The sequence below is a fragment of the Enterobacter cloacae complex sp. IR5450 genome, assembly GCF_049238665.1.
GTDB classification, from domain to species: domain Bacteria; phylum Pseudomonadota; class Gammaproteobacteria; order Enterobacterales; family Enterobacteriaceae; genus Enterobacter; species Enterobacter hormaechei_C.
In genome coordinates this window covers 22,399-41,855 of record NZ_JBMKIC010000005.1, presented here as the reverse complement: position 1 = coordinate 41,855, position 19,457 = coordinate 22,399, and the positions used below count along the sequence as shown (strand labels likewise).

General features: G+C 56.7%; 22 protein-coding genes. 6 read left to right on the top strand and 16 right to left on the bottom strand.

The annotated features are described in order from the left end of the window. The first annotated feature begins 86 nt into the window (after nucleotides 1–86). Both sseA and ACOTYB_RS06240 read left to right on the top strand, forming a co-directional pair. On the top strand, nucleotides 87–932 hold the full coding sequence (sseA, locus tag ACOTYB_RS06245) for a 3-mercaptopyruvate sulfurtransferase (RefSeq protein WP_022651593.1): 846 nt from the start codon (nucleotides 87–89) through the stop codon (nucleotides 930–932). Beyond that, nucleotides 932–1,702, top strand: coding sequence for a MurR/RpiR family transcriptional regulator (locus ACOTYB_RS06240; RefSeq protein ID WP_022651594.1), 771 nt, complete (start codon nucleotides 932–934; stop codon nucleotides 1,700–1,702). Before sseA ends, ACOTYB_RS06240 begins: the two co-directional genes overlap by 1 nt. 17 nt (nucleotides 1,703–1,719) lie before the next feature. Here the strand turns inward: ACOTYB_RS06240 and sseB are convergent, their stop codons facing one another. The 11 genes from sseB to trmJ all read right to left on the bottom strand — a co-directional run bounded on the left by sseB (nucleotide 1,720) and on the right by trmJ (nucleotide 10,435). Beyond that, nucleotides 1,720–2,496 (bottom strand): enhanced serine sensitivity protein SseB, encoded by a 777-nt coding sequence (gene sseB / locus ACOTYB_RS06235; RefSeq protein WP_409248813.1) that lies wholly within the window; start codon nucleotides 2,494–2,496, stop codon nucleotides 1,720–1,722. A gap of 78 nt (nucleotides 2,497–2,574) precedes the next feature. Next, nucleotides 2,575–3,861: an aminopeptidase PepB gene (pepB, locus tag ACOTYB_RS06230; RefSeq protein WP_003860647.1), complete on the bottom strand. Its 1,287-nt coding sequence runs from the start codon at nucleotides 3,859–3,861 to the stop codon at nucleotides 2,575–2,577. Nucleotides 3,862–3,921: 60 nt separating this feature from the next. Continuing rightward, complete coding sequence (gene iscX, locus ACOTYB_RS06225) at nucleotides 3,922–4,122, bottom strand: Fe-S cluster assembly protein IscX (protein ID WP_003860650.1); 201 nt, start codon at nucleotides 4,120–4,122, stop codon at nucleotides 3,922–3,924. A 1-nt stretch (nucleotide 4,123) separates the two neighbouring features. Next, a complete protein-coding gene (fdx, locus tag ACOTYB_RS06220; RefSeq protein WP_003860652.1) occupies nucleotides 4,124–4,459 on the bottom strand; it encodes an ISC system 2Fe-2S type ferredoxin in 336 nt (111 codons plus the stop codon). A 1-nt stretch (nucleotide 4,460) separates the two neighbouring features. Then, a complete protein-coding gene (gene hscA / locus ACOTYB_RS06215; RefSeq protein ID WP_126524753.1) occupies nucleotides 4,461–6,311 on the bottom strand; it encodes a Fe-S protein assembly chaperone HscA in 1,851 nt (616 codons plus the stop codon). 14 nt (nucleotides 6,312–6,325) lie between these two features. Beyond that, a complete protein-coding gene (hscB, locus tag ACOTYB_RS06210; RefSeq protein WP_003860657.1) occupies nucleotides 6,326–6,841 on the bottom strand; it encodes a co-chaperone HscB in 516 nt (171 codons plus the stop codon). 80 nt (nucleotides 6,842–6,921) lie between these two features. Further along, nucleotides 6,922–7,245 carry an iron-sulfur cluster assembly protein IscA gene (gene iscA / locus ACOTYB_RS06205; RefSeq protein ID WP_003860659.1) on the bottom strand — a complete coding sequence of 108 codons (324 nt, stop codon included), beginning with the start codon at nucleotides 7,243–7,245 and terminating at the stop codon, nucleotides 6,922–6,924. Nucleotides 7,246–7,258: 13 nt separating this feature from the next. Next, the gene (gene iscU / locus ACOTYB_RS06200; protein ID WP_003860661.1) at nucleotides 7,259–7,645 is read right to left on the bottom strand and encodes a Fe-S cluster assembly scaffold IscU; all 387 of its coding nucleotides are present in this window, start codon (nucleotides 7,643–7,645) and stop codon (nucleotides 7,259–7,261) included. Between the two features lie 24 nt (nucleotides 7,646–7,669). Further along, complete coding sequence (gene iscS / locus ACOTYB_RS06195; protein WP_220153283.1) at nucleotides 7,670–8,884, bottom strand: IscS subfamily cysteine desulfurase; 1,215 nt, start codon at nucleotides 8,882–8,884, stop codon at nucleotides 7,670–7,672. A 117-nt stretch (nucleotides 8,885–9,001) separates the two neighbouring features. Next, nucleotides 9,002–9,493: a Fe-S cluster assembly transcriptional regulator IscR gene (gene iscR / locus ACOTYB_RS06190; RefSeq protein ID WP_003860665.1), complete on the bottom strand. Its 492-nt coding sequence runs from the start codon at nucleotides 9,491–9,493 to the stop codon at nucleotides 9,002–9,004. A gap of 216 nt (nucleotides 9,494–9,709) precedes the next feature. Next, on the bottom strand, nucleotides 9,710–10,435 hold the full coding sequence (gene trmJ, locus ACOTYB_RS06185; protein ID WP_003860666.1) for a tRNA (cytosine(32)/uridine(32)-2'-O)-methyltransferase TrmJ: 726 nt from the start codon (nucleotides 10,433–10,435) through the stop codon (nucleotides 9,710–9,712). A 132-nt stretch (nucleotides 10,436–10,567) separates the two neighbouring features. Here trmJ and suhB point away from each other — a divergent pair, with 132 nt between their 5' ends. After that, nucleotides 10,568–11,371 carry an inositol-1-monophosphatase gene (suhB, locus tag ACOTYB_RS06180; protein ID WP_003860668.1) on the top strand — a complete coding sequence of 268 codons (804 nt, stop codon included), beginning with the start codon at nucleotides 10,568–10,570 and terminating at the stop codon, nucleotides 11,369–11,371. Between the two features lie 61 nt (nucleotides 11,372–11,432). Here the strand turns inward: suhB and ACOTYB_RS06175 are convergent, their stop codons facing one another. Beyond that, entirely contained in the window at nucleotides 11,433–12,413 is a 981-nt protein-coding gene (locus tag ACOTYB_RS06175) for a nickel/cobalt transporter (protein ID WP_023314655.1), read from the bottom strand. After that, nucleotides 12,404–13,042 (bottom strand): DUF1007 family protein, encoded by a 639-nt coding sequence (locus ACOTYB_RS06170; RefSeq protein ID WP_045330516.1) that lies wholly within the window; start codon nucleotides 13,040–13,042, stop codon nucleotides 12,404–12,406. The genes ACOTYB_RS06175 and ACOTYB_RS06170 overlap by 10 nt, the downstream gene beginning before the upstream one ends. Nucleotides 13,043–13,167: 125 nt before the next feature. On the opposite strand from ACOTYB_RS06170, the gene csiE reads away from it, so the two are divergent. Next, complete coding sequence (gene csiE / locus ACOTYB_RS06165) at nucleotides 13,168–14,445, top strand: stationary phase inducible protein CsiE (protein WP_220153285.1); 1,278 nt, start codon at nucleotides 13,168–13,170, stop codon at nucleotides 14,443–14,445. Here the strand turns inward: csiE and ACOTYB_RS06160 are convergent, their stop codons facing one another. Further along, the gene (locus tag ACOTYB_RS06160; RefSeq protein WP_003860673.1) at nucleotides 14,446–15,585 is read right to left on the bottom strand and encodes a 3-phenylpropionate MFS transporter; all 1,140 of its coding nucleotides are present in this window, start codon (nucleotides 15,583–15,585) and stop codon (nucleotides 14,446–14,448) included. A gap of 172 nt (nucleotides 15,586–15,757) precedes the next feature. Here ACOTYB_RS06160 and ACOTYB_RS06155 point away from each other — a divergent pair, with 172 nt between their 5' ends. Beyond that, the gene (locus ACOTYB_RS06155) at nucleotides 15,758–16,180 is read left to right on the top strand and encodes a DoxX family protein (protein WP_003860675.1); all 423 of its coding nucleotides are present in this window, start codon (nucleotides 15,758–15,760) and stop codon (nucleotides 16,178–16,180) included. 53 nt (nucleotides 16,181–16,233) lie between these two features. Here ACOTYB_RS06155 and glyA read toward each other — a convergent pair whose 3' ends face one another. Further along, nucleotides 16,234–17,487 carry a serine hydroxymethyltransferase gene (gene glyA / locus ACOTYB_RS06150; protein ID WP_003860678.1) on the bottom strand — a complete coding sequence of 418 codons (1,254 nt, stop codon included), beginning with the start codon at nucleotides 17,485–17,487 and terminating at the stop codon, nucleotides 16,234–16,236. Nucleotides 17,488–17,791: 304 nt separating this feature from the next. Here glyA and hmpA point away from each other — a divergent pair, with 304 nt between their 5' ends. Beyond that, nucleotides 17,792–18,982 (top strand): NO-inducible flavohemoprotein, encoded by a 1,191-nt coding sequence (gene hmpA / locus ACOTYB_RS06145; RefSeq protein WP_003860681.1) that lies wholly within the window; start codon nucleotides 17,792–17,794, stop codon nucleotides 18,980–18,982. Between the two features lie 76 nt (nucleotides 18,983–19,058). Here hmpA and glnB read toward each other — a convergent pair whose 3' ends face one another. Beyond that, nucleotides 19,059–19,397, bottom strand: a complete 339-nt coding sequence (gene glnB, locus ACOTYB_RS06140; RefSeq protein ID WP_003860685.1) for a nitrogen regulatory protein P-II — start codon at nucleotides 19,395–19,397, stop codon at nucleotides 19,059–19,061. Nucleotides 19,398–19,457 lie beyond the last annotated feature (60 nt).

Genomic DNA, 19,457 nt, shown 5'->3' with positions numbered 1-19,457 from the left:
CTTGCTCGCGAGTTGAACGTGGTGAGCTTGTCGGTGTCAGAAAAAACACCGACAATCCTTTTTTACGGAAAAGAATGGAGGCAACCATGTCCACCTCATATTTTGTCGCTGCCGACTGGCTGATTGAGCACGGCGACGACCCGGAAGTTCAGATTATCGACGCGCGCATGGCCCCTCCGGGCCAGGAGCATCGTGACGTTCCCGCTGAATACCGGGCAGGGCACCTGCCTGGCGCGGTATTTTTTGATATCGAAGCCCTCTCCGATCACACCTCTTCCCTGCCGCACATGCTGCCTCGCCCGGAAGCGTTTTCCGTGGCGATGCGCGAGCTGGGCATCAGCAAAGATAAACATCTTGTTGTTTACGATGAAGGTAATCTGTTTTCCGCGCCGCGAGCGTGGTGGATGCTGAAAAACTTCGGCGTGGAAAAGGTATCGATTCTGGCGGGCGGACTTGCAGGCTGGAAGCGCGACGAACTACCGCTTCAGCAGGGTGACGTCACGCTGCCGGAAGGGGAATTTGATGCCACGTTTGACGCTAACGTGGTCAAGCGCCTGACCGACGTGCTGGTCGTGAGCCACGAAAACACGGCGCAAATCGTCGATGCGCGTCCCGCTCCACGTTTCAACGCAGAAGCGGACGAGCCGCGACCGGGACTGAAACGAGGACATATCCCGGGGGCGCTGAACGTGCCGTGGGGCGATCTGGTGTTTGAAGGCGAGCTGAAAACCACCGATGAATTGCGTGCCATTTTTGAACGTCAGGGCGTGGATTTGCATCGTCCGGTTATTGCAAGCTGCGGCTCCGGCGTAACGGCCTGCGTGGTGATCCTGGCGCTGGCAACCCTTGGCGCAAATGACGTGACCCTGTACGACGGCGCCTGGAGTGAATGGGGTGCACGGGACGATCTGCCGGTTGAACCGGCGAAATAATGGATAACCGCCTGGCAACGCTGTTAACGCGCGGGTCGTCGCTGACCCGCGCGGAGTATCGCGTCCTCGCCCACCTCACTGAGCATCCATTGCTGGTGGGCAACATCACGGTGCGCGAGCTGGCGCAGGCGACATTTGTCTCTACCGCGACGATTATGCGGCTGTGCCAGAAGCTGGGGTTTAGCGGCTTTAGCGAGTTTATCTGGCACTGCAAGCAGTTGCTTTCTGACACGCCGCATATCACCGTACAGCCTGGGCAACATGCGGAAATGCCCGCGCTTTTTACCCGGTTCGTTGCCAACTATCAGCAGACCTTCCAGTGGGTCACTCAGGACAAACGCCAGCAGTTTGCCAGCCTGCTGCGCCAGAAAGAGAGCTTCTTTCTCTACGGCGCCGGGTTTTCGTACCTTTTTGCCGAGTACCTGACCAAGAAGTTGCAGGTGCTGGGAAAAACGGCCTTCATCTCCGGGCCGGGAGACAGCCGGAATATTTTTCTCAGCAACGCCGCGCGCTATCAGGTGTTTATTGCCGTTTCACGCAGCGGCGAAACGGAGCAGGTACTGGATAAAGCGCGGATCGCCAAAAACGTCGGCATGACGATCGTCGCGTTTACCCGCGCGTCGGCCAATACGCTGGGGGGTATGGCGGACGTGCATTTTGCCCTCTATGACGAAGCGGTACATTTCGCAGCCGAAGCCGCAGGGGTAACGTCGTTTGAGTCGAATCTGGTGCTGCTGATGGATTTACTGCTGCTGGAAGCAACGGGGTGAAGATCACCCCGCTGTAATCAGATAATGCGGTTGGTCTTGAGATCGCGCAGGAAGCCGCCCCAGCGACGCTCGTAGAACGGGGTGATGTGCTCGGTAATAAAGTGGCTGATCCCCTTCTCACCTTTCTTCACCTGACAGATATCAATCGGCTCATCGCCCGGCAGGGTGTCGGTTGCCACGCTTCCCGCCGCCTGGATGATCTCGTCGATATCGCCGTCGGCCTCAATCCCTATCAGCAGAACAGGCTTTTCGTCAGCGCTCTCTTTGATCGAGCAGAGAAACGCGCGTTTTACCGGCTTGATGGTTTTAAACAGCGTGGTCAGGGAGTCAATCATCTGCGCGGGCGGCTCGGCCACTTCAGAAAGCAGCAGCGTTTCGCCCCCTTCCAGCACCTCCTGAGTGCTGAGCGGGTTGCCCTCGTCACCAATCAGATGGCTGATTTCGCGCGGAGTAAACTCTTTCCCGGTCGGTAGTTTGGCGTTGAGGAACAGCGTCTGCCCCAGGGTCATTTCGAACAACGTGCGCACCGGCATCACCACGAACGTCTGTTCGTCTTCTACCGCTTCCTGCAAGGCCTCGAGCGAGGTAAAGAACGGGATCACCGACGTGCCGTCGTCTTTCTCCCAGTGCAGCAGATCCAGCGCGCTGTCTTCGACAACCTGCTCCCCTTCCGCTGCGGTGCCCGGCACCCAGACGGTGGATTCCAGCAGCGTGCGGAAAAAGGCCGGACGGTGGGCGGGCTCGGTCGCCGCCTGCTCCAACACGGTTTCTAATTCGTTTTTGGTTTCTGACATAACAATTCCAGATGTCGAATTTCCCCCTCACCCCTGCCCTCTTCCATGGGGAGAGGGTTAGGGTGAGGGCAAAGAGCATTACTCAGCCGTCAGCAGGTTCGCTACGGTACGCACGCCCAGACCGGTCGCACCCGCAGACCACTGCTCAACCGCCGCTTTACGGTAGGTTGCGGAGCAGTCAATGTGCAGCCAGCCTTCATGGTAGTTCTCAACGAAGTGAGACAGGAAGCCTGCTGCGGTGCTTGCCCCCGCCGGGTACGCTGCGCTCGCGGTGTTGTTCAGCTCGGCGAAGTTAGACGGCAGCTGGCTGCGGTGGAACTCGGCCAGCGGCAGACGCCAGAACGGTTCGTTTTCCGCCGCCGCGCTGGCCAGCAGGCGAGCGGCCAGCTTGTCGTCGAAGCTGAACAGTGCGTGATAGTCGTTACCCAGCGCAGTTTTCGCCGCGCCGGTCAGGGTCGCCATGTCGATAATCAGCTCCGGCTTCTGCGCAGAGGCGTCGATCAGGCCATCGGCCAGCACCAGACGGCCTTCGGCGTCGGTGTTCATCACCTCAACGTTTTTACCGTTGCGGTAGCGAATGATGTCACCCAGCTTGAAGGCGTTGCCGCTCACCATGTTATCCGCGCAGCACAGGTAGAGCTTCACGCGCTTGTTCAGGCCGCGGGTGATAGCGAAGGCCAGCGCGCCGGTAATGGTCGCCGCGCCGCCCATGTCGGACTTCATGGAGTCCATGAATGCGCTCTGCTTCAGGCTGTAGCCGCCGGTGTCGAAGGTGATGCCTTTCCCGACCAGACAGGCAAAGACCGGCGCTTCTTTGTCGCCGGTTGGGTTGTAGTCCAGCGCCAGCAGCACCGGAGGACGCTCTGAGCCACGGCCCACGGTGTGGATACCCATGTAGTTCTGCTCGCGCAGGTCTTCCCCTTTAGTGATGCGGTAGGACATCTTTTCGCCCGCCACACCGCACAGCAGGTCAACGGCGCGCTGCGCCAGCTGTTCCGGCCCCAGCTCTTCCGCCGGTGCGTTAATGGTGTCGCGCACCCAGTCGATAATGTTCAGGCGGCTTTCCAGCTCTTTCTGACCGGCTTCGTCGAGGTTCGCCCACTCAATTTTACGGGTGCCTTTCGGCCCTTTGTAGCCTGCCCAGAACGCCCAGCTGCGGTCGGTGTCCCACCCTTCCCCTTCCAGCGACACATGCTTAATGCCAAGGCCGTCAATCTTACGCGCGGCGCGCTGGATCAGGCCCAAATCATCGTTGCCCGTCAGGTGCAGGGTAATGCCGTCGTTATTAATGCTGTAGGTGGCTTTCTCGCCCCAGCGCGCGTCGGCAGGCTGATTCGAGAGCGTAATCTTCATCGCTTCGGTCATTTTATTTTTCCTTATTAGCAACTAGCAAACGGGCCGCCTGAAGGCAGCCCGTTTTGTTATTTATTCTGCTTCATCTAACCAGACTAACAGAATCGCCTCCAGAATTTTTTCATTGGATGCGTTGGGATCATCGTCGAAATCCTCTAAATCGCAGATCCACTGATGCATGTCGGTGAATCGTACGGTCTTCGGATCGAGATCCGGGTTCGCGTCGTAGAGCGCTTCGCCGATTTCACGGCTGTCTGTCCACTTCAGTCCCATATCAATGCTCGCGTGCGTGGTTGATGGTGTAGCGTGGGAACTCCACGACCAGATCTTCATCGGTCACCGCAGCCTGGCAGCTTAAGCGGCTGTCTGGCTCCAGACCCCATGCTTTATCCAGCATGTCGTCTTCGTCTTCGGTGCTCTCGGCAAGAGAGTCAAAACCTTCACGCACGATGCAGTGGCAGGTGGTGCAGGCACAGGATTTTTCACAGGCGTGTTCCACTTCGATACCTGCACGCAGGGCTACATCGAGAATGGTTTCACCGGTCTTCGCTTCCAGAACAGCGCCATCCGGACAGAGGTCCGCATGAGGCAAAATTACAATCTTTGGCATATTAAACCTCGTCCACGGACTGGCCTTTCAGCGCGACGCGGACAGATTTGTCCATGCGGCGAGCAGCGAAGTCCTGGGTTTGTTTATCAACGTTTTTAATGGCTTCTTCTATCGCGTCAGCGTCATTGCCTTCGGCCACGGCGCTTAAGCGCGCGGCAGCGTCGTCAATCACCTGGCGCTCAGCGGCGCTTAACAGCGCGGCATCGGCAGCGAGCGCGCCGTTCAGGCTTTCCAGCACGCGTGCGGCTTCAACTTTTTGTTCCGCAAGCATACGCGCCTTCACATCCTGCTCGGCGTAGCTCATTGAGTCCTGAATCATGGAGGCGATTTCGCCATCGGTCAGGCCGTAGGACGGCTTAACCTGAATAGACGACTCGATACCGGTCGATTTTTCCATCGCCGTGACGCTCAGCAGGCCGTCCGCATCCACCTGGAAGGTGACGCGAATATGCGCCCCGCCCGCAGGCAGCGCTGGAATTCCGCGCAGCGCAAAGCGCGCCAGAGAGCGGCAGTCCTGCACCAGCTCACGCTCGCCCTGCATCACGTGGATGGACATCGCGGTCTGGCCGTCTTTGAAGGTGGTGAACTCCTGCGCGCGCGCCACCGGAATGGTGGTGTTACGCGGAATGACTTTCTCCACCAGGCCGCCCATGGTTTCTAAACCCAGAGACAGCGGGATGACGTCCAGCAGCAGCATTTCGCTGTCCGGCTTGTTGCCGACCAGGATATCGGCCTGGATAGCGGCACCCACGGCAACCACTTTGTCCGGGTCGATAGAGGTCAACGGCGTGCGGCCAAAGAATTCCCCCACGCGCTCGCGTACCAGCGGCACGCGGGTTGAGCCGCCAACCATGACCACTTCCAGCACCTCGTCAGCCTCAACGCCTGCATCCTTCAATGCGCGACGGCAGGCCAGCAGCGTACGCTTAACCAGAGGCGCAATCAGTTCGCTGAACCGATCGCGGGTAATCTCACCCTGCCAGCCTGCGACGTTCACGCTGACGGACTGTGCATCGCTCAGGGCGATTTTGGCGTCGATGGCCGCATCCAGCAGTTCACGCTGCACGTGCGCATCGCTGCGATCGCTGATGCCCGCCTGCTCGCGGATGTAATCTGCCAGCAGATGGTCGAAGTCATCGCCGCCGAGCGCGGAATCTCCGCCGGTCGCCAGCACTTCGAACACGCCGCGGCTCAGGCGCAGGATTGAGATATCGAACGTCCCGCCGCCGAGATCGTAAACCGCGATCACCCCTTCCTGACCGGAGTCGAGGCCGTAGGCAATCGCCGCCGCCGTCGGTTCGTTCAGCAGACGCAGCACGTGCAGGCCCGCCAGACGCGCGGCGTCTTTGGTGCCCTGACGCTGTGCATCGTCGAAATAGGCCGGAACGGTGATCACCACGCCGTCCAGATCGCCGCCGAGCGTCGCTGTGGCGCGTGCCGCCAGCGCTTTAAGGATGTCAGCAGAAACGCGAATCGGGTTCAGCAAACCGGCTGACGTCGCGATCATCGGCAGGCCGTTTTCGCTGGCCTGTAGCTGATACGGCAGATGCGGGTAACGGGTCTGGATATCAGCCAGCGAGCGGCCCATCATGCGCTTAACCGAGCTGATGGTATTGGCCGGATCGCGCGCGGCGTTAGCGCGGGCATCAACCCCGACCGCGTGACCCTGCTGTTGGTAGTGGACTACAGAAGGCAGCAGATGGCGCCCCTGCTCGTCAGCCAGCGTTTCCGCCTGGCCGCTGCGCACGGTCGCCACGAGGGAATTGGTGGTGCCCAGGTCAATACCGACCGCCAGACGACGCTGGTGCGGTGCGGCACTTAAGCCAGGCTCACTAATTTGTAATAAGGCCATAATTGCTTCCGAAATTAAAAATCGAGCAGCTTTTCTTCGAGTTGTTCAGCACTGCTTCGCAGTTTATCGAGAAAACGGAGTTTGCGCACAGTGTCTGCCGCCACGTCCCAGGTCTCGTTGTTCAGTTGCTCCACCATCTGCTGATGGCGGGTATCGAACATGCCCTTTACGCGCGTGATAAAGCTTTCCAGGCGCGCTTCGTCTTTAGCCTGTTCAATTTCATCCAGCTCTTCGCGCAGCTCCAGTTGTTCCATCAGAAAGGCGGTGTCGCGCACGGTATGCTGTTCGCTCGCCAGATCGAAACCGTGAAGCGAGAGCAGATATTCTGCACGCGCCAGCGGATGACGCAGCGTTTGCCAGGCCTGGTTGATGGTGGCGGAGTGTGATACCGCAGCCAGTTGCTCTGCCTGCGTCCCGCTGGCGAATTTATCCGGATGGTACTGACGCTGGAGATCCTGAAAACGGACCGTCAGCGCCTGGAGATCGATCGGGTATTGAGCGGGTAGTCCGAAGAGAGTGAAGTAATCCATAACAATCTCAGGGGTAGCCTGTCAGAACAAACCCCACGCGTAGCGGGTAACGCCACGGTGGGGTTTCGGATGACGCGCGGTTAAACGTGGAAGCTTTCGCCGCAACCACACTCGTCTTTGACGTTCGGGTTCGTAAATTTGAACCCTTCGTTCAGGCCTTCTTTGACGAAGTCCAGCTGAGTGCCGTTGAGGAATTGCAGGCTTTTGCCATCGACCACCACCTTCACGCCCTTGTCTTCAAACACGGTGTCATCAGACGCCGGTTCGTCAACAAACTCCAGTACGTAAGCCATACCAGAACAGCCGGAGGTACGTACGCCCAGTCGCAGGCCAAAGCCTTTACCACGGTTCGCCAGAAAAGAGCTTACTCGCGCGGCAGCGCTGTCGCTAAGGGTAATCGACATACTCAAACCTCAATTATTTTGCTTCACGTTTGCTTTTGTAATCCGCAATGGCGGCTTTGATCGCGTCTTCTGCCAGAATTGAGCAGTGAATTTTAACCGGCGGCAGTTCGAGTTCTTCAGCAATATCCGTGTTCTTGATTGCCTGTGCTTCGTCCAGAGACTTGCCCTTCACCCATTCGGTGACCAGGGAGCTGGACGCGATAGCAGAACCGCAGCCGTAGGTCTTGAAGCGCGCGTCTTCAATGATACCTTCATTGTTGACTTTGATCTGCAACTTCATCACGTCGCCACATGCTGGTGCACCGACCATGCCGCTACCAACAGATTCGTCGCTGTTGTCAAAAGAGCCAACGTTGCGCGGGTTTTCGTAATGATCGATGACTTTTTCGCTGTATGCCATGATTGAATTCTCCTTATGTACCGATTAGTGATGTGACCATTCAATGCTGTTCAGATCCACGCCCTGCTTGAACATTTCCCACAGTGGAGAAAGGTCGCGCAGACGGCCGATGGAGTTACGAACCAGCTTGATGGTGTAGTCAATCTCTTCTTCGGTAGTAAAACGACCTAAAGAGAAACGGATAGAGCTGTGTGCCAGCTCGTCAGTCATACCCAGCGCGCGCAGCACGTAGGATGGCTCCAGGCTTGCAGAGGTACAGGCAGAGCCGGAAGAAACGGCCAGGTCTTTCAGCGCCATGATCAGCGACTCGCCTTCAACATAGTTGAAGCTGACGTTGAGGATGTTCGGCGCGCCCTGCTCGAGATCGCCGTTCAGATACACTTCTTCCATATCTTTCACGCCGTCCCACAGACGGTTACGCAGCGTGCGCAGGCGTGCCATCTCGGTTTCCATCTCTACTTTTGCAATGCGGTAGGCTTCGCCCATGCCCACGATCTGGTGAACAGGCAGCGTACCGGAACGCATGCCGCGCTCGTGACCGCCGCCGTGCATCTGTGCTTCGATGCGGATACGTGGCTTACGACGAACGTACAGCGCGCCGATACCTTTCGGACCATAGATTTTGTGACCGGAGAAGGACATCAGGTCCACTTTCAGCTGGCTCAGGTCGATAGGCAGTTTGCCCACGCTCTGGGTCGCGTCCACGTGGTAGATGATACCGCGCGCGCGGCACATTTCGCCGATGGTCGCGATGTCTTGTACCACGCCGATTTCGTTGTTGACGTGCATGATGGAGACCAGAATGGTGTCATCACGCATCGCCGCTTCGAGCTCTTTCAGATCGATAATGCCGTTGCTCTGTGGCGCCAGATAGGTGACTTCGAACCCTTCACGCTCCAGCTGACGGCAGGTGTCCAGCACGGCTTTGTGTTCGGTTTTGCTGGTGATGATGTGCTTGCCTTTTTTCTGATAAAAGTTGGCTGCACCCTTAATCGCCAGGTTGTCGGATTCGGTCGCACCGGAGGTGAAAACAATTTCACGCGGGTCGGCACCGACCAGGTCAGCAATCTGATTACGGGCGATATCAACCGCCTCTTCAGCATGCCAGCCAAAACGGTGTGAACGGGAAGCTGGGTTACCAAAGTTTCCGTCCAGGGTCAGACACTGCATCATTTTCTCGGCAACACGCGGGTCCACCGGCGTGGTTGCGGAGTAATCGAGATAAATCGGTAATTTCATTGCTCTATAAACTCCGTACATCGCTTCAATGCAAGGAATCAGGCAACCGGCTGGATGTACGACCGAGTACGCGGGGTGTGACCACCCCGGCCTGATTCTGAATACTTATCTTTTTAATTACGCGCGCAGTTTAACGTCGATGGCGTCCTGCGTGCGGGTGCTGCGCTGTGAATCCTGACTATGCTGACGACCAGAGACATCCAGAACTTCCTGGTTATTCACCAGCTCACCGAGGGTGATGTTGTTCAGGAAGCCGGTCAGACGGTCGCTCAGATCGCGCCACAGCGCGTGGGTCAGGCATTTATCGCCGCCCTGACAGCCGCCTTTACCCTGGCAACGGGTCGCGTCAACGGATTCGTCAACCGCGCTAATCACTTCACCAACCGCAATACTGCCCGCGTCTTTACCCAGCAGATAACCGCCGCCCGGGCCACGAACGCTGGACACCAGTCCATTTTTACGCAGTCTGGAGAACAGCTGTTCCAGGTAAGAGAGGGAGATCCCTTGTCGTTCAGAAATATCAGCCAACGGAACCGGGCCCGCTTCGGAGTTGAGCGCAACGTCCAGCATCGCGGTCACGGCATAACGCCCTTTAGATGTCAGTCTCATGTCTTACTTAACCTCAAACTCGCCCCTGCCCGGGGTTTTTTATTGTAAAATGGGGGTATTGCATAGCAGGGCCAAGTCTGACATTCCTGACTAAATTGGTCAACTATTTACTTGACTGTTTTAGTCAGGTATTTAACCTTCTGTGCCTTCATAATATAGGTGCGGCCTGATGCCCTCACCCCAGCCCTCTCCCACGGGGAGAGGGGGAAATCGACACTACGCTTTGTTCTTCTGCTCAATCGACGCCAGAATCCCGCGCAGAATGTTCAGCTCCTGGCTTTCCGGGCGGGCGCGGGTGAACATACGGCGCAGCTTGTTCATCACCTGACCCGGGTGGCCTTCACGGATAAAGCCGGTTGAGAGCAGCGTCTGCTCCAGATGACCGTAGAAGCGCTCCAGATCGTCCACCAGCGGGTAGGCCGTCTCTTCTTTAGGTTCGACCGGTTTCTCCTGCGTCGCCAGCCATGCCATGCGCACTTCGTAGGCAATGACCTGCACCGCCATCGCCAGGTTCAGCGAGCTGTATTCCGGATTGGCGGCAATCGCCACGTGGTAGTGACACTTCTGTAGTTCCTCGTTGGTCAGGCCAACGCGTTCACGACCAAACACCAGCGCAACCGGCGCCTGTTCCGCTTCTGAGATACTTTTCAGGCCGCATTCGCGCGGGTCCAGCATCGGCCAGGGCAGCGTACGGGAGCGCGCGCTGGTCCCCACCACCAGACTGCAACCGGCCAGGGCTTCGTCCAGGGTGTCCACGATCTGCGCATTCCCGATCACGTCGCTGGCGCCGGCCGCCAGAGCAATAGCCTGAGAGTCTGGTTTCACCAGCGGATTAACCAGCCACAGGTTCGTTAAGCCCATGGTTTTCATAGCGCGGGCCACAGAGCCCATGTTGCCGGTGTGCGATGTTTCGACCAGCACGATTCGAATGTTTTGCAGCATAATTTTTAGATGTCTGGATTCAGTGTCTGAAGAATATTCGGGCATATTATCATAAACGAGAGACATAATCCGATCCCGCTGCTATACTCTGCGCCGATTTTCCTGTTCTTTAACATCCAGTGAGAGAGACCGATGCATCCGATGCTGACCATCGCCGTGCGCGCAGCGCGCAAGGCGGGTAATGTAATTGCCAAACACTACGAAACCCCAGACTCCGTAGAAACCAGCCAGAAAGGCAGCAATGATTTCGTGACTAACGTCGATAAAGCCGCAGAAGCGATTATTATCGAAACGATCCGCAAATCTTACCCGCAGCACACCATCATCACCGAAGAAAGCGGTGAACATGAAGGTACCGATCAGGATGTTCAATGGGTTATCGATCCACTGGATGGCACCACCAACTTCGTTAAACGCCTGCCACACTTCTCTGTGTCTATTGCAGTACGCATCAAAGGCCGTACTGAAGTCGCTGTTGTTTACGATCCAATGCGTAACGAACTGTTCACCGCAACCCGCGGTCAGGGCGCGCAGCTGAACGGCTACCGTCTGCGTTGCAGCAATGCACGCGATCTGGACGGCACGATTCTGGCGACTGGCTTCCCGTTCAAGGCGAAGCAGCACGCAACCACCTATATGAATATCCTGGGCAAGCTGTTCACCGAATGCGCGGACTTCCGTCGCACTGGCTCTGCAGCACTGGATCTGGCCTACGTGGCGACCGGCCGCGTTGACGGTTACTTTGAGCTGTCACTGAAGCCGTGGGACTTCGCGGCGGGCGAGCTGATCGCACGTGAAGCTGGCGCGATTGTTTGCGACTTCACCGGCGGCCATAACTATATGTCTACCGGCAACATCGTTGCAGGTAACCCGCGCGTTGTTAAAGCCATGCTGGCAAACATGCGTGATGAACTGAGCGATGCGCTGAAGCGTTAATTCAGTCTGTTAAGCCCGGTGGCGCTACGCTTACCGGGCCTACAACACGCCTCAGATACGGCTAGAAAGGCCGCAACCCCCTTCCCACCGGCACCGCGCTCATCCACATCGTGACCGCAGCCACCAGCAGAATCACCCCGCCCGCCAACGCAAGCGTCGTCCAGCCAACCTGTCGCCACAATACCGGCGTTTTATTGCCGCTGAGTTTTACCGCCAGCTGACGGAAGCTGTGCACCAGCAAGGCTAACGAAGAGATCGTCAGAGACGTTCCCGCCGCCATCGCCAGCGCCGAGAGCATGCCCCAGCCAAATACGCCTGTCACTTTGCTGAACAACAGCACCATGATTGCGCCCGAGCACGGACGCATCCCCATTGAGAGCACAATCATCAGACGCGCACGCCAGTCGTCACCATTCTGTAATTGTTCCTGCGTCGGCAGATGCTGATGCCCGCACCCGCAGTTTTCATGGTGAACGTGATGCGGCGTAAAGGCTTTGAATTTTGGTTTTTGCAGCAACGCGCGCAATTTTTTCAGCGCCCGCCAGCAGAGGATCAACCCCAGCACGCCTACCAGCGCGTAACTCCCCTTCTCCAGCCAGAAGCTGCTCATATGCAGCTGGCGAGCCGGCAGCTGTAGCAGCGAGAGGACGACCACGACCAGCGCAATCGCCACCCCGCCCTGAAGTAAAGAAGAAGCCAGCGTCAGGCCGATACTCGATTTCAGCTTCGACGGATGCGTGGCAAGCCAGGTCGTGATGACAATTTTGCCGTGCCCCGGTCCCAGGGCATGCAGCACGCCATAGATAAAGCTGAACGCCAGAAGAGCGCCGCCCGCTTTGGTCGGATTTTCCGCCACGGCTTTCAGCAGCACGCTCATCTGCTGATTAACTTCCCGCTGCCAGAGGACGCTTTTCACCATCACCTGCGGCCATGCCTGCCACAGCCAGAGCGCGCCGCCAACCGCTAACAACAAAAAGAGCGCCAGAGGCCAGAGGTGCAGCCAGCGACGCGGCTTACTGACGGGAGAGGAGATCACTGACATTGTAACGTCACCTCCTGCGCGAACTGTTTACCCAGCTCCATGTCCTCAGGCGGGGCATCTGCTTTATCCAGCGAGATCGCAAAGTTCAGCGTCTCTTCGCTGGGTTTAGGGGTGTGCACGCCAATTTTGCAGCTTTTTTGCAGCGCGTCCGGCAGCCGTACGTCGCTGTCTTTGTCATAGCGCATATCGACATAGTAGGTAGGGTCAAAAGTGGAAAAGCGGTACGTTTGCCCGGGCAGCGGCTGAGGATGCGCCAGCGGAAGCACGAACGTAAGCACCGCCTGATGACCTTCGCGGGTCATGCCGTACTCCGTGGGACGGTTAAGAAATTTCACCTTTTGTCCGTTGTGCCAGAACTCGGTGAAGTAGTGCTGACCCAGCACGTTGGCCATCACCTCCGCCGCCAGCTTTTTCCAGATCTCATCGCCGGGCTTTGCGTTTCCGGCATCGTACAGCAGGTCGGCGGAGGTGATTTCATCCATCGTCCAGTGCATCTTCAGGCCACTGAGCTGCGTGCCGTCCGTCACCAGTTCGGTTTTCAGGCTGATAAAACTGTGAGGATGTGCGCCGGCGGCGAAAGTGAAAACCGCCAAAAATAACGCTACCGCGCTTTGTTTAACTATTTGCATCTGTTCCTCACGTCAAAAATTCTGTGATGTTCGCCAGCAATCCTGAGTGAAAGGCCTGCCGGTGCGCTTTTCAGCGCCCATCCTTTAGCTATTCTTATCAAACATTCACACTGGATACCCGACAGATGATGACGACGCTTGAAATTCCATCTGTGCTTTCCAGTTCGCAGCGCCGCTGCCAGGTGCTTTTGATGCTTTACCTGCCCGATGCTGCCATCACCGCACAGAGCATAATCGCTGCCAACGGCGTGGACGACGTCATGGCACGGCAAGATATAGCCGAGACGCGCGATGAAATCCAGCGCTATCATCGGCTTGATATCGTCACGCACCATGATGGCTGCTACCGAATTGAGGGTACCGCCCTGAATCAACGTTTGTGCCTGCTGCACTGGCTGCGCAGGGCGCTTCGGCTGTGTCCACATTTTGTCGCCCAACAGTTTACTCCTGCCTTAAAAACCGCGCTCAAACAGCACGGCATTGCCCGCCCGCTTTATGACGATGCGAACCTTCGGGCGCTTATCAACTTTTGTGCGCGCAAGCTTCAGCGCCAGTTTGAGTCCCGCGACGTACAATTTTTACAGCTCTATCTGCAATATTGTCTGATTCAGCATCATCTGGGCAATACGCCGGAGTTTTCGCCCGTTCAGCGCAGCTGGACGCAGTCCCGAGGGGAATACTTTACGGCGCAGGAAATTGTCCGCCACTGGAAACGGCGCGTCCCGCAGGGAACGCACAGCGATGAACAGCTGTTCCTGGCGCTGCTGTTTATGATGCTTCGCACACCCGACCCGGTGATGGATAAACACCAGCAGGATCAGCGCCTGCGTCGCGCCATCGTGCGTATGATTGCCCGTTTCCGGGCACAAACCGGGATGAACTTCAGCGATGAGCAAGGTCTGACCGATCAGCTTTATATCCATCTGGCTCAGGCGCTGGACCGCTCCTTGTTTGACATCGGCATCGACAACAGTCTGCCGGAAGAGATCCACCGTTTATACCCCCGGCTGCTGCGCACCACTAAAGAGGCGCTGTTTGAGCTGGAAGCCGAATTTGGTCTGCGATTCTCCGGTGAAGAGATGGCTCTGGTGGCGGTGATTTTTGGTGCCTGGCTGATGCAGGAGACCGATCTGCATGAAAAACAGGTGGTCCTGTTAACGGGGGAAAATAAAGCCTGTGAAGAGTTAATTGAGCAGCAGCTTCGCGAGCTGACGCTGCTGCCGCTCAATATTCGTTATCTTAGCCTGGAGGCGTTTAAGAAGGAGGGCGCGCCCCGCGAGGCGGCGCTGGTTATTACGCCTTATCCAACCGCCCTGCCGCTGTTCTCGCCGCCGCTCATTCATGCCGTTGAGACCCTGAACACGCAGCAGCAGGAACACATTCGCGTAATGCTCGAATCGTAGTTACGTGCGAGCAGCGACTTTAGGGCGAATAACGATGGCCGGTAAAGCGACCAGCGCCATCACCCAGAACACACCGTGCCCCAGGTGCTGATAGAGGAAACCGGCAAATACGGTCATCACCGCAATACTGCCGCCCATCGCCACCGCTGAATAGACCGCCTGAAGACGAATAACGTCCCCACCCTCTCGCGCCGCGATGTAGCGCATCGCCGCCAGATGGCAGACGGTGAAGGTTCCGCAGTGCAGAATTTGCGCCACAATCAGCCACGGCAGCTCCGTCGTCCAGCCCATGATGCCCCAGCGCGCCACGCCGCACACGGCGGAAAGCAGCAGCAGGTCACGCGCCCCGAAACGACGGAACAGTTTTTGGCTCAGCGCGAAGATAATAACCTCCGCCACCACGCCGAGCGACCACAGGTAGCCTACCGCAGAAGCCGAGTAACCCGCCCCCTGCCAGTAGATGGCGCTGAAGCCATAATAGGCCGCATGCGCCCCCTGAAGCAGACAGACGCAGGCCAGGAAACGCCAGCTTTGCGCCACCAGCGAGCGCCAGGCGGGCCAGCCGGCGCTCTCCTGATGGCGGCTTTCGCCCTGCGGCATCACCGACGGACGCAGCAACATACCGAGCAGCATTGAGGCGATGCCGAGCGTTAGCAGCGCCAGAATGGCACGATAGTCATAGAGGCTAACCAGTTTCCCGACCAGCGCAGAGCCGATCACGAAGGCAATCGATCCCCACAGGCGCACGCGGCCATAGTCCATGGTGATCTGCTTTTGCCAGGTGTTCGCCAGGGCATCCGTCAGCGGCACCAGCGGGGAGAAGAACAGATTAAAGCCAACCATTACCACCATCAGCCAGGCAAACTGGTGGCTAACCCAGAAGCAGGCGGCAAAGACCAGCGTCAGCAGGGCCAGAATTCGCACCGCTTTAATCAGTAAGGAGGGATCGCTGACGCGGGGCGCAATCAGCAGACTACCCAGGAAACGTGCCACCAGCCCCGCGCCCAACAGGATGCCAATGGTCTCAGGCGTCAGACCAATTCCCTTGAGCCAGACGCTCCAGAAAGGCAGAAAAATACCGTAACTAAAGAAATAGGTGAAATAGCTGAGCGCCAGCCAGCGCGTGGAATGCAAGACCATGAATCCCTCCCGAAATGGAGGCGATAGTCTGGCGTTAATCCCTGACTTTAGCAAGTCGTTAGCGCGCTATAAATTAACTAAAAATTAACATCATCACCAGCCGGACAGCGTATGGCGAGAGCGGTAAAACTGTATTACGTTTATAAGACATCGCCTGAAGAGGTCGTTTGCCATGAACAGCTTACGTTATTTCGATTTCGGCTCCTCTCGTTCTCTCCTGCTTTTAATTGCCCGCATTGCTATCGTGGTCCTGTTTATTATTTTCGGTTATCCCAAGCTGACGGGGTTTAGCGGCACCGTTCAGTATATGACGTCGCTCGGCGCCCCTATGCCCATGCTGGCCGCGATTATTGCGGTGGTGATGGAAGTCCCCGCCGCGATTCTAATCGTGCTGGGCTTTTTCACCCGCCCTCTCGCGGTGATCTTTGTCTTCTATACGCTGGGAACGGCGGTGATTGGTCACCACTACTGGGATATGACGGGCGATGCGGTCCTGCCAAATATGATTAACTTCTACAAAAATGTGAGTATCGCTGGCGCATTTATTTTGCTGGCGATTACCGGGCCGGGGGCCATCTCCCTCGATCGACGTTAGCCCATAAAAAAAGGCCGCATGAGCGGCCTTTTTCAGTTCTGCAACGCAGAGAATTATGCGTACACCGGGAAGCGTGCGCAGATGTCCAGCACTTTACCTTTAACGCGCTCGATAACCGCGTCGTCATTGATGTTGTCCAGAACGTCACACATCCAGCCCGCCAGCTCTTTTACTTCCGCTTCTTTAAAGCCACGACGAGTTACGGCCGGAGAACCGATACGGATACCGGAGGTCACGAACGGGCTCTTCGGATCGTTTGGCACGCTGTTTTTGTTCACGGTGATGTTGGCGCGGCCGAGGGCTGCGTCAGCTTCTTTACCGGTCAGGTTCTTATCAACCAGGTCCAGCAGGAACAGGTGGTTTTCAGTCCCGCCAGAGACCACTTTGTAGCCACGATTCAGGAACACTTCCACCATCGCTTTGGCGTTTTTAGCAACCTGCTGCTGATAAACCTTGAACTCTGGCTCCATCGCTTCTTTCAGCGCGACGGCTTTCGCGGCGATAACGTGCATCAGCGGGCCGCCCTGGGCGCTTGGGAATACGGCGGAGTTCAGCTTTTTGTACAGCTCTTCGTCACCGCCTTTCGCCAGGATCAGCCCACCGCGTGGACCCGCCAGGGTTTTGTGGGTGGTGGTGGTCACAACGTGCGCATGTGGAACCGGGTTCGGGTAAACGCCAGCGGCAATCAGACCGGCAACGTGCGCCATGTCGACGAACAGGTACGCGCCGATGCTGTCAGCGATTTCACGCATTTTTGCCCAGTCAACGATGCCGGAGTAAGCAGAGAAGCCACCGATGATCATCTTCGGCTTGTGCTCTTTGGCCTGCTTCGCCATGTCTTCGTAGTCAATTTTACCGGACTCATCAATACCGTAAGGGATGATGTTGTACAGTTTGCCAGAGAAGTTAACCGGGGAGCCGTGAGTCAGGTGGCCGCCCTGCGCCAGGTTCATACCCAGAACGGTATCGCCCGGCTGCAACAGCGCGGTATAAACAGCGAAGTTAGCCTGAGAGCCAGAGTGCGGCTGGACGTTCGCGTAGTCAGCGCCAAAGAGTTCTTTCGCACGGTCAATAGCCAGCTGCTCAACGATATCAACGTATTCGCAACCGCCGTAGTAGCGCTTGCCCGGATAACCTTCAGCATATTTGTTGGTCAGCTGAGAACCCTGCGCCTGCATCACGCGCGGGCTGGTGTAGTTTTCGGAGGCGATCAGTTCGATGTGCTCTTCCTGACGTACTTTTTCCTGCTCCATAGCCTGCCACAGTTCGGCATCATAATCGGCAATGTTCATTTCACGCTTTAACATCCGCATCTCCTGACTCAGCTAACAAGTAAATTTTTGGCCTGAAAAGGCAGTCCTGTTGGACGACGGGCAACAGTATAACTGAATAGTTCTGCGATAACAGGTCTTGACAAACGATTTTACGCAAACGTTTACCTCCACGCCACGCAAGGGTTTGAGCAATAAAGCTCTCACCATTTTCAACGGATTTCTTTTCAGCTTTGTGATGCATATTTTTCACGATGCAAAGAACCATTTACATTGCAGGGGTATTTTTATAAGATGCATCTAAAATACATCATTAAAGTAACATCAGAAGGAAGCTGCTATGCTCGACGCCCAAACCATCGCTACCGTGAAAGCCACAATTCCCCTGCTGGTTGAAACGGGTCCTAAACTGACCGCCCATTTCTACGATCGCATGTTCGCGCATAACCCGGAGCTCAAAGAGATTTTCAACATGAGCAACCAGCGTAACGGCGATCAGCGCGAAGCGCTGTTTAACGCTATTGCCGCCTATGCCAGCAACATCGAAAACCTGCCGGCTCTGCTGCCTGCGGTGGAAAAAATCGCGCAGAAGCACACCAGCTTCCAGATCAAACCTGAGCAGTACAACATCGTCGGCAGTCACCTGCTGGCGACCCTGGACGAAATGTTCAGCCCGGGCCAGGAAGTACTGGATGCCTGGGGGAAGGCCTATGGCGTACTTGCAAACGTATTCATCAACCGTGAAGCACAGATCTACAGCGAAAACGCCAGCAAGAATGGCGGCTGGGAAGGCACGCGCGCCTTCCGCATCGTTGAGAAAACCCCGCGCAGCGCACTGATCACCAGCTTTGAGTTTGAGCCAGTTGATGGTCAGCCAGTTGCCGATTACCAGCCGGGCCAGTATCTGGGCGTCTGGCTGAAGCCTGAAGGCTTCCCGCATCAGGAGATTCGCCAGTACTCCCTGACCCGCAAGCCAGACGGCAAAGGCTATCGCATTGCGGTTAAACGTGAGGAAGGTGGTCAGGTATCCAACTGGCTCCATAACGAAGCCAGCGTGGGCGACGTGGTCCATCTGGCGGCACCGGCGGGCGATTTCTTTATGGCCGTTGAAACGAATACCCCGGTGACGCTTATCTCCGCAGGCGTGGGTCAGACGCCAATGCTGGCGATGCTGGATACGCTGGCGAAAGCAAACCACAGCGCGCAGGTTAACTGGTTCCACGCGGCGGAGAACGGTGATGTTCACGCCTTTGCGGACGAAGTGAAAGCGCTGGGAGCGGGTCTGCCACACTTTACCGCGCATACCTGGTATCGTTCACCCACGGAAGCCGACCGCGCAGCGGCTCGTTTCGACAGCGAAGGCCTGATGAATTTAGGGCAGCATGAAGGGGCGTTCAGCGCACCGGGGATGCAGTTCTACGTTTGTGGGCCGGTAGCGTTTATGCAGTATGCCGCGAAGCAGCTGGTCGACCTGGGCGTGAATAAAGACAACATTCATTACGAATGTTTCGGCCCGCATAAAGTGCTGTAATGCAAAAAGCCCCTCAACGAGGGGCTTTTTTTTCGCCGGGTGGCAGCTGCGCCTTACCCGGCCTACCAAATCTTTTTTAAATCGCCGCGTCGTCTTCTTCGCCGGTACGGATACGGATCACGCGCGCCACGTCAAAGACGAAGATTTTCCCGTCGCCAATTTTACCGGTCTGCGCCGTGCGGATGATAGTATCCACACAGGTATCGACGATATCATCGCTTACCACGATCTCGATTTTCACTTTCGGCAGAAAGTCCACCATGTACTCTGCGCCACGGTATAGCTCGGTGTGGCCCTTCTGACGACCAAAACCTTTCACTTCAGTTACGGTCATCCCGGTGATGCCTACTTCTGCCAGCGCTTCACGTACATCATCCAGTTTGAAAGGTTTAATAATCGCATCAATCTTTTTCATGGTGGGTCCTTAAACTCTTGCCAGTAAGCAGCCTCGTAATCGGTTGCTCACAGTATCATA